Below are 9,636 nucleotides of genomic sequence, written 5' to 3' on the forward strand. Positions count from 1 at the left end.
ACTGGCTACTTAATAAGATCCCAATGCTTGGTTTTCTATAGAAGCTAATCGTAAAATTTCCTCATACTCTGAAGAATTCAGATCTTGATAGAAATAGTGAACTGGATTTATTTTTTTACCATCTTTATGTACTTCGTAATGCAAATGTGGAGCAGTAGATTTTCCCGAATTTCCTACATATCCAATACACTCACCTCTTTTTACTTTTTGTCCTTTTTTCACACTGTACATTTCCATGTGAGCATACTTAGTGACATAACCGTAGCCATGATCCACTTCTACTTGTCGACCATATCCCCCCAGACTAGAACGAACCATCTTAACTGTACCATCGCCTGTAGCATAAATCGGTGTCCCTTTAGGTGCTGAAAAATCCACTCCAGTATGCAACTTCTTCGTTTTTAAAATCGGGTCAATTCTAATCCCAAACCCTGAAGACAATCGCTTCAACTCCTCATTCGATACTGGCTGAATAGCTGGCATAGCTGCAAAAAATTTCTCCTTGTTGGTAGCCATATCCAACAGCTCATCGTAAGACTTTGTCTGGATATACATCTGCTTTTTGAGCTTATCCAACTTTTCATGTACATCTACAACCAAGTCCGCTCTTTCCAGTCCTTTGTTGGTAAGTTCTCTATAACGATTCACGCCTCCTACTCCAGCATCTCTAATAGATGACGGAATGGGCTCTGCTTCGAAAATCACTCGATATACATTATCATCGCGTTCTTGCAAAGAGGTCAGCATGCTAGCAGCCTCTGTCATTTCTTCTTGCAAGAGCTCATAATAGTATTTCAATTCTTCGTTTTCTTTCTCCAATCGCGCCTCTACAGGAGATTGGAAATACAAGTTATAGGTATAAAATATACCTATCGCAAGAATTAAAGATAAAGACAGAAATCCAAGAGAATTAAGTACGATGTCCCATGAGGATACTTTAACGCGTTCGTACTTGCAAGATTCAGTATCGTAATAGTATTTTATTCTAGCCATATGTAATCAGAATATCCTAACTTTGTGCTTCGTTTTTCGGGTGGTAGCTAATATTTCTATTTTTACGGCTTGTTAGCATTACTGCAATGCCCGCAATTTAATACATTTTTTTAAATAACAAATAAATTCAATTACAAGTAATTGAATATCAATAGATTAGATGGAATCGAAAGAAATAAGAAAACGGTTTTTAGCGTTCTTTGAGAAAAAGCAACACGAAATAGTAGCTTCTGCACCAATGGTCATACAAAATGACCCCACGCTGATGTTTACCAATGCAGGGATGAACCAATTCAAAGATTTCTTTTTGGGCAACGCTGAACCTTCCTCTAATCGAATTGCTGACACTCAAAAATGCTTGAGAGTATCTGGCAAACACAATGACTTGGAAGAAGTAGGCATGGACACCTACCACCACACCATGTTTGAAATGCTGGGCAACTGGTCATTTGGCGATTACTTCAAAAAAGAAGCTATCCAATGGGCTTGGGAATTATTGACTGTTGAGTTCGAACTTCCTGCGGATAGAATGTATGCTTCTGTATTTGGTGGTGACGAAGCCGATGGCCTTGAGATGGATCAAGAAGCTTATGATTTTTGGGCTGCTATTATTCCTGAAGACAGAATCATCAACGGATCGAAGAAAGACAACTTCTGGGAAATGGGAGATACTGGACCTTGTGGCCCATGCTCAGAAATACACATTGATTTAAGATCTGATGAAGAAGTAGCCCAAACCCCTGGCAAGGACTTGGTCAATATGGATCACCCACAGGTAGTAGAAGTATGGAACTTGGTTTTCATGCAATTCAACAGGCTCTCTAATGGCTCCTTGCAAAACCTGCCTGCACAGCACGTGGACACAGGTATGGGCTTCGAGCGATTGGCCATGGCAGTACAAGGCAAGCAATCCAACTATGACACGGACGTTTTCACTCCTCTTATCAATTTCCTTGCAGACGCTGCAAATGTAAAATATGGCGAAGATGAAAAAGCAGATATCGCCCTTCGCGTAATCGCCGACCACGTTCGTGCCATTTCGTTTGCCATTGCTGATGGTCAGCTACCTTCTAATAATAAAGCAGGGTATGTCATTCGAAGAATATTGCGTAGAGCAGTACGGTACGGCTATACCTTTCTGGATTTCAAAGCGCCATTTATTCACACACTCGTCCCGCTATTGGCAGAGCAATTCGATGGTGTATTCCCTGAGTTGATTGCTCAGAAGGACTTTATCACTAAAGTAATCATGGAAGAAGAATCCTCCTTCCTCAGAACACTGGACAAAGGTCTATCCAAGCTAGAGGTGATTACCGCCGAAGTAAAAAAAGGCACTAAAATCATAGATGGCAAGACGGTATTCGAATTATACGACACCTATGGATTCCCTTTTGATTTGACTTCGCTCATCGCTCGTGAAAATAATTTAAGCGTAGACGAAGAGGGTTTTAAAAAGGAAATGGAAATTCAGAAAAACCGCTCCAAAAAAGCAGCTGAAACTTCAGCTGGCGATTGGGTAGAACTCAAGCCTATCGAAGAAGTTCAATTCTTAGGATACGAATCATTGGCCTCTAAAGCTCAAATAGTAAAGTACCAAGCCATTGAAGAAAAAGGGAAGAAATTATTCAAAATCGTATTGGATCAAACCCCTTTCTATGCTGAAAGCGGTGGACAGGTAGGAGACACTGGTTATATAGCTGATGGAGATAAAAAAATCAGTATCCTAGATACGAAGAAAGAAAACAATTTGATCATTCACTTTACCAACGAACTGCCAGCAAATCTAGAGGCCGAATTCGACGCAGTAGTGAATGGGAAAAGAAGAAAACTAACAGAAAACAACCACAGTGCTACTCACCTACTCCATGCAGCACTGCGACAAGTACTCGGTACGCATGTACAGCAGAAAGGCTCACTGGTCAATGAAAAATCGCTTCGGTTCGACTTTTCTCACTTCTCAAAAATGACTGATGAAGAGATTGCTCAGGTAGAGAAAATCGTGAATCAAAAAATCAGAGAAAACATTGCGCTCGACGAAAAGAGAAATGTACCAATCGCCGACGCACAAGCACTTGGCGCTATGGCACTCTTCGGGGAGAAATACGGGGATTTTGTTCGAGTAATTACTTTTGACAAAGATTACTCTGTAGAATTATGTGGGGGCACTCACGTACCTGCTACAGGTACGATAGGACTTTTGAAGATTGTGTCTGAAGGGTCTGTAGCTGCTGGTGTACGGCGAATCGAGGCCATCACCGCAGACAAAGCCGAAGAATATTACAACAAACAAAATGAGTTGATCACTCAAGTAAACGAGCTGCTCAACAATCCTAAAGACCCTTTGAAAGCGATAGAAGCCTTGGTGAAAGAAAAACAAGAACTAGCTAAAGTGATTGAATCTATCAACCAAGAAAAGGCTGGCGCACAAAAAGCAATATTACAAAAAGCCATTCAATCAGTCAATGGATACAATGTATTGATCTCTGAAGCACAATTACCCGACACTGACGGTTTGAAAAAGCTGTCATTCGAGCTCAAAAACGAAGTAGATAACCTAATAATGATAGTGGCAGCTGACATCGCTGGGAAACCACAAATTTCCATAATGATTGCTGAAGGTTTGGTGAAATCGCTAGATCTTCATGCAGGCCAATTAATTAAAGAATTAGCCAAAGAAATCAAAGGAGGCGGAGGCGGCCAACCATTCTACGCAACTGCTGGAGGACAAGATCTCAGCGGATTGCCGAATGTGATCACTAAAGCCAAAGCAATAATAGACGGAATCACAAATCATTAATTTAGGTTTTGAAAAACATTTTAGATAAATACGATCTGGTTGTAGGACTAGAAATTCACGTACAGTTAAATACTGAAAGCAAACTCTTTGCGGCCGACAAAAACAGCTTTGGCGATACGCCCAATAGCAATGTCAGCCCGATCACGCTGGCACATCCAGGCACCTTACCCAAACCTAATCGATCTGCCATTAGCCACGCCATCAAAATGGGGCTAGCATGCAACTGTGAGATCGCTTCCTACACCACCTTTGATAGAAAAAACTACTTCTACCCTGATCTACCGAAAGGCTATCAGACTACCCAAGATCAGCACCCCATCTGTGTAGGCGGCTATCTGGATGTGAAAAGTGGAGACGACATCAAGCGTATTCCATTCAACAGGATTCACATTGAAGAAGATGCAGGCAAATCATCACATGATGCCGAGCACGAAGGTTCTCTCCTAGACTACAACCGTGCGGGGACTCCACTCATAGAGATGGTAACCGAACCGGAAATAAGCAGCGCTGAGGAAGCAGGTAACCTACTCACCGAAATCAGGAAAATCGTACGATACATTAATGTAGGAGATGGCAACATGGAGCAAGGGTCTCTCCGCTGCGATGCCAATATCTCACTAAAACTAAAAGGCTCTAGCGAACTAGGCAAGCGTGTAGAGATCAAAAACATGAACTCTATCCGCAACGTACAGCGAGCTATTGCTCATGAAGTAGAGCGCCAAGCTGCCTTACTCGACGCAGGGAAAACCGTTCTACAAGAGACACGTGGATTCAACGACGATACTGGGAAAACCACTGGACAGCGAACCAAAGAGGAGGCCAACGACTACAGGTACTTCCCCTGCCCTGACCTTTTGCCCATTCATGTGTCCAAAGAATGGGTCGAAGAAATCAGAGCCACTCTACCCAAATTACCGCATGAAGTATTAGCTGATTTGCAGGAAAATTATGAGTTTAATGCCTACGATGCTGAAATTATTGCAGACAACAAGGAGCTGGCGGACTATTTCTATGAAACCAGTAAGCTTTGTAAGCACTATAAGCGAATTGCGAACTGGCTAATTGGACCTATCAAGAGCTACCTCAATGATTCAAACATTGAGATACAGGATTCTGTAATTCAGCCAAAACTCTTAGCAGAAATCATCGAATTGGTAGCGGCTGATAAAGTGAGCTTTTCTATGGCTTCTACCCGCGTATTGCCAGCTTTGATCAAAGACCCTAATCAGTCTGCTCTCGATGCCGCCAAACAATTACAATTGCTTCAAAGCGATGACCAAGACGAACTGATCAAAACCATCGAAGCGGTGATCGCCAGTATGCCCGACAAGGCTGAAGCCTATCGAAAAGGCAAGAAAGGGTTGCTCGGCATGTTTATGGGCGAGGTGATGAAAAAATCGGGAGGTAAAGCCAATCCGAAAGTCGCCAACAAACTGATTGCCGAAATTTTAGAAAAATAAACTTCAAAGCCATTTTCCCGTTGGGAAAGGCTATTGAGAAAAATAAAATTATGAAGATGACAAAGCACTTAGGTTTATTATTCACATGCGCGCTTTTAGTAGGAGCTTGCGCCAAAAAAGAAGGTGTGACCATATCAGGTACTTATGAAAACCCAGAGGAAAATCAATGGGTTAAAATCGAATTGATCATGGACAACCAATTGACCGTCATTGACTCCTTTCAATTAGCACCTAGTGGCGTATATAGCCGAACGATAAAAGTAACCGAACCTAGCTTCTACCGTCTCAACTTCTACAATCGGCATGTTACCAACATGATATTGGACAAATCTGACATCCAACTGGTAAAAGATAAAAACGACCCTCGAAATGGATATAAGGTTTCGGGATCTATAGATATGGATTACATCTATCAACTCTCTACCTTAAAACAAGACTTTGAAAAACAATCTCAAGCATTGAATGGTGAGTTTATGGAGGCTCGAAACAATGGCAACATGGCTGCGCTAGAAGACATTAGAAGCCGTTTCATGAAAATGAAAACAGCCAACGATAAACAAATCAAGTCAGCAATCATGAAGATGGATGGATCTATCGCAGGTATTTTGGCTACCTCATTTATAGACGAAGAAGCTGAATTTGCCTTCATGGATAGCTTGGCTCAAAAGTACAAAAAAGAACTCCCCAACTCTAGCTATACCAAACAGCTAGTAGACAAAGTGGAAGCCTATAGAAAGCTCGCCATAGGCTCTCCTGCTCCAGAGATCTCACTTCCTAATCCAGAAGGAAAGATTGTAACGCTCAGTTCATTCAAAGGCAAGTATGTAATGATCGATTTTTGGGCTGCATGGTGCAGACCATGCCGAATGGAAAACCCGAATGTTGTACGTATGTATCAAGCCTATAACGACAAAGGGTTTGAAATTTTGGGTGTTTCTTTAGACCGAAAAAAAGAATCATGGGTAGAGGCCATTGCCCAAGATCAGCTCACATGGGCACAAGTATCAGACTTGAAATACTTCGAATCAGAAGCAGCTCAGATATATCAAATCAATTCTATCCCTGCCACTTATTTGATCGGACCCGATGGAAAAATTGTAGCCAAAAACCTAAGAGGGCCAGAATTAGAAGCCAAGCTAAAAGAGATATTTGGATAAACCTAAATGAGCAGTTGCCCGGCAATGGCTCGGGCAATCTTATTTAAAGACCTGCTGCAGTACACCCCAAAGCTTTAAACGAAGATCTTTCGAAACTGAAATATTATTGAGGGCATCAGCTACAATAAGCTGTGCATCTCCCAACTTCACACTAACATACTGCTGTGTGCTCACTGATACTGGTAATTGGTGATTGGGGGTGAAGGCGATCACATAAGCATAGCCCGACACACTAGGTGCATGCTTTGCCACATTCAAAAAATCCACTTTTTCGGTGGAAAGACCGATCGCGCCTAATATTTTCTCTAAATACGCCATGTCCACAGCAGGCAATGTCTCTGCGATCGGATTATCAAATAGAATAATCACCTCGTGCTTTGGCTTAGTTGGCTTAGCTGGTATGATTATCTTGGCCGCCACAGGTGCTTCTATGGCCTTTTCAGCCTCTACCACTACAGGAGCCTCTTTAGCCTCAACAACTGGAGGTTCCTCATTCTGGCCATCGATGACGTAGATATCCTCGTTGATCAGAAATTTCAAAAAATCATTTGACTCACTCATTGATAAAAATTGATTTGAGTTCTGTTGCGTCTTCTGGTTTCATTTTTTTGGCTAAGACCAAACGCAACTGCCGGCGCCTTAAAGCCCCTGCATAAAGCTCTTTTTCTTCTTCGGTCTCAGGTACGATATCAGGCACATCTATGGGGCTGCCACTTTGATCTACCGCCACAAAGGTATAAAAAGCCTGATTACTACTTATTTTCTTCCCGCCAGGGATATCTTCGGCCGACACATCGATAAACACTTCCATAGATGAATTAAACGAACGCGTCACCTTAGCCGTCAGTGTGATCACATTGCCAAGAGCTATAGGCGCTGAGAAAGACACATTGTCTACTGATGCCGTCACCACGATGCGGTTGGAGTGGCGCTGTGCAGCTATCGCCGAGGCTATATCCATCCAGTGCAACAGCTTTCCTCCCATCAGGTTGTTCAGCGTATTGGTGTCATTGGGCAACACCAGTTCGGTCATAATGGCCAGCGACTCTGAAGGCGTTTTTTGTTTCTTTCTACTCATATTTTTCACTTTCTCCAGCCATCGTCCCCAAGCAAGGGCACAAAACTGAAATTACTATATTCTTCCTTGGTAATATTACCATTAGGCTGTTTGGTCAAACGCAGCATTTTCTGCTGGTCTCTATTTCCTACTGGAATCACCAAATGCCCCCCTACTTTCAATTGATCTATCAATGCCTTAGGAACAGTGGGTGCTCCTGCTGTCACGATGATTCCATCGTAAGGCGCAAACTTATCATATCCTAGTGAACCATCTCCAATAATAAAACGAGGACTGTATCCCATGTATTTAAGCATCTGCTGCGCTAAAAGAGATAATTTTTCTTTGTACTCGATGGTCACCAGATCTACCCCATTCTCTACCAAAACACACGCTTGATAACCTGAACCTGTTCCAATCTCCAAAATCTTTTTACCCGGTTTGACTTCCAATAGGTCGGTCTGAAATGCTACGGTATAGGGCTGAGAAATCGTTTGCCCTTCTGCAATAGGAAAGGCTTTATCCTGATAAGCATGACTTTCGAAAATTTCATCAAAAAACCAATGTCTTGGAATTTTACCAATGGCATCCAGCACCCGTTCGTTAGTGATTCCCTTTTCTCGCAACTTCCTTACGAGCGACCTTCTCATTCCTTTGTGTTTGTAACTATCCGTCAATTCCATGGGTAGCCAAAATTAGAAGATAAATTAATTATTGATCATTTCAAGCCATCTATATTTTAGCTAATCTTACATTAAATTCTAACACCACAGTCAGAACGCATGTTTACAGGAATAATAGAAAGTATTGGCACTATAAAAGCCATAGAAAAATCAGGCACTAATCTAGATTTCACCATTCAAAGCCCCATTAGCCATGAGCTAAAAATAGATCAAAGTGTGGCACATAATGGCGTATGCCTCACCGTGACCAAACTAGAAAACGACTGGCACCAAGTGACTGCCGTAGAGGAAACACTCCTCAAGACCAATTTGAACAATTTGAAAGAAGGCAGTATCCTCAACCTAGAACGGTGTATGATTGCCAACGGGCGTTTCGATGGGCATATCGTGCAAGGACATGTAGATCAGACTGGTACTTGTGTAAATAAAGAAACTAAAGATGGAAGCTGGATTTTTGATTTTGAATATGATCCAATTTCTGGAAATGTAACGGTCGAAAAAGGCTCCATTTGCATCAATGGCATTAGCCTCACCTGCTTCAACTCTGGTGATGGTAAGTTTTCAGTGACTATTATCCCATATACGATGGAGCATACTAGTTTTAAAACCTTGGAAGTGGGAGACACGATCAATCTTGAATTTGATATTATTGGGAAATATGTTTCTAAACTTTTAAATAAAAAGTAAATTAACAGATTAATCGTAACTAATCAGACTTAGACTATGGCGTTGAAATGCATGGTGGTGGATGACGATGAGCTGGCCAGGCTCATGATAAGAAAATACGTTGAGAAGACTGACTTTCTGGAAATGACACATGAGATGTCGAGCGGAATAGAGGCCTCCAATATTCTACTTCAAAAGGACAATCCTGATGTTGATATCATATTCCTAGATATAGAAATGCCAGAAATGTCTGGCATAGAACTCATGGAATCGTTGACTGCAGACTATCAAGTGATCATGATTACCTCAGCAGAAAAGTATGCTGTTCGGGCGTTTGAAAAGAACGTAACGGATTATTTAGTAAAACCCTTTAGCTACGGACGATTTTTAAAAGCAGCCGTAAAGGCCAATGAAACTTTAGAAAACATTCGCAAAAAAGCGGAAAGTTTTCATGAGTTATATGTGAAATCTGACTCTAGAATTTACAAAATCATATTAGACAATATCCTGTTTATTGAAGCCATGGCAGACTATGTGATCTTCAATACAATCAAAGGTAAGCACATCGTACACCACACCATGAAGGGTATAGAAAAGAAGCTCCCTGCCAGCACCTTCGGGCGCGTGCATCGCTCTTATATCATCAATTACGACAAGATTCACTACTTCGAAGACATGAACGTAGTGATCAATGAAAAGTACATTCCTGTAGGAGTCTCTTATAGAGAGAAAGTCTTTGAGCGACTAAATATGCTCTAAGAGTTTCTTTAGAAAATCACATAAAAAAAGCCCCGCTTGAAATATTCAAGCGGGGCTTTTTTGT

9 protein-coding genes are annotated in these 9,636 nt (G+C 41.6%); 5 read left to right on the forward strand and 4 right to left on the reverse strand.

From position 1 onward, the window contains the following. Positions 1-9 precede the first annotated feature (9 nt). Positions 10-993: a M23 family metallopeptidase gene (locus tag N7E81_RS18305; RefSeq protein WP_263051051.1), complete on the reverse strand. Its 984-nt coding sequence runs from the start codon at positions 991-993 to the stop codon at positions 10-12. Positions 994-1,153: 160 nt separating this feature from the next. On the opposite strand from N7E81_RS18305, the gene alaS reads away from it, so the two are divergent. The 3 genes from alaS to N7E81_RS18320 are packed head-to-tail and all read left to right on the forward strand — an operon-like array spanning position 1,154 to position 6,407. Continuing rightward, positions 1,154-3,790, forward strand: a complete 2,637-nt coding sequence (gene alaS, locus N7E81_RS18310; protein WP_263051052.1) for an alanine--tRNA ligase — start codon at positions 1,154-1,156, stop codon at positions 3,788-3,790. A gap of 8 nt (positions 3,791-3,798) precedes the next feature. Continuing rightward, positions 3,799-5,250, forward strand: coding sequence for an Asp-tRNA(Asn)/Glu-tRNA(Gln) amidotransferase subunit GatB (gatB, locus tag N7E81_RS18315; RefSeq protein ID WP_263051053.1), 1,452 nt, complete (start codon positions 3,799-3,801; stop codon positions 5,248-5,250). Between the two features lie 56 nt (positions 5,251-5,306). After that, on the forward strand, positions 5,307-6,407 hold the full coding sequence (locus tag N7E81_RS18320; protein ID WP_263051054.1) for a peroxiredoxin family protein: 1,101 nt from the start codon (positions 5,307-5,309) through the stop codon (positions 6,405-6,407). Positions 6,408-6,446: 39 nt separating this feature from the next. On the opposite strand, the gene N7E81_RS18325 is transcribed toward N7E81_RS18320, so the two are convergent. From N7E81_RS18325 to N7E81_RS18335, 3 genes are read right to left on the reverse strand one after another with little or no spacing between them, the layout of a single operon-like run. Next, on the reverse strand, positions 6,447-6,968 hold the full coding sequence (locus N7E81_RS18325; protein WP_263051055.1) for a hypothetical protein: 522 nt from the start codon (positions 6,966-6,968) through the stop codon (positions 6,447-6,449). After that, positions 6,961-7,485 carry an acyl-CoA thioesterase gene (locus N7E81_RS18330; protein ID WP_263051056.1) on the reverse strand — a complete coding sequence of 175 codons (525 nt, stop codon included), beginning with the start codon at positions 7,483-7,485 and terminating at the stop codon, positions 6,961-6,963. The genes N7E81_RS18325 and N7E81_RS18330 overlap by 8 nt, the downstream gene beginning before the upstream one ends. Before the next feature lie 5 nt (positions 7,486-7,490). Then, on the reverse strand, positions 7,491-8,147 hold the full coding sequence (locus N7E81_RS18335; RefSeq protein ID WP_263051057.1) for a protein-L-isoaspartate(D-aspartate) O-methyltransferase: 657 nt from the start codon (positions 8,145-8,147) through the stop codon (positions 7,491-7,493). Positions 8,148-8,246: 99 nt separating this feature from the next. Here N7E81_RS18335 and N7E81_RS18340 point away from each other — a divergent pair, with 99 nt between their 5' ends. After that, positions 8,247-8,834: a riboflavin synthase gene (locus tag N7E81_RS18340; RefSeq protein WP_263051058.1), complete on the forward strand. Its 588-nt coding sequence runs from the start codon at positions 8,247-8,249 to the stop codon at positions 8,832-8,834. 36 nt (positions 8,835-8,870) lie between these two features. Then, positions 8,871-9,572: a LytR/AlgR family response regulator transcription factor gene (locus tag N7E81_RS18345; RefSeq protein WP_263051059.1), complete on the forward strand. Its 702-nt coding sequence runs from the start codon at positions 8,871-8,873 to the stop codon at positions 9,570-9,572. The last annotated feature ends 64 nt before the right edge of the window (positions 9,573-9,636 follow it).

It is taken from the genome of Reichenbachiella carrageenanivorans (assembly GCF_025639805.1).
GTDB lineage: Bacteria > Bacteroidota > Bacteroidia > Cytophagales > Cyclobacteriaceae > Reichenbachiella > Reichenbachiella carrageenanivorans.

Coding starts and splice junctions, on each gene's coding strand:
- N7E81_RS18335 (WP_263051057.1), bottom strand. CDS start 8,147: ATGGAATTGACGGATAGTTACAAACACAAAGGAATGAGAAGGTCGCTC.
- N7E81_RS18305 (WP_263051051.1), bottom strand. CDS start 993: ATGGCTAGAATAAAATACTATTACGATACTGAATCTTGCAAGTACGAA.
- alaS (WP_263051052.1), top strand. CDS start 1,154: ATGGAATCGAAAGAAATAAGAAAACGGTTTTTAGCGTTCTTTGAGAAA.
- N7E81_RS18325 (WP_263051055.1), bottom strand. CDS start 6,968: ATGAGTGAGTCAAATGATTTTTTGAAATTTCTGATCAACGAGGATATC.
- N7E81_RS18345 (WP_263051059.1), top strand. CDS start 8,871: ATGGCGTTGAAATGCATGGTGGTGGATGACGATGAGCTGGCCAGGCTC.
- N7E81_RS18340 (WP_263051058.1), top strand. CDS start 8,247: ATGTTTACAGGAATAATAGAAAGTATTGGCACTATAAAAGCCATAGAA.
- N7E81_RS18320 (WP_263051054.1), top strand. CDS start 5,307: ATGACAAAGCACTTAGGTTTATTATTCACATGCGCGCTTTTAGTAGGA.
- N7E81_RS18330 (WP_263051056.1), bottom strand. CDS start 7,485: ATGAGTAGAAAGAAACAAAAAACGCCTTCAGAGTCGCTGGCCATTATG.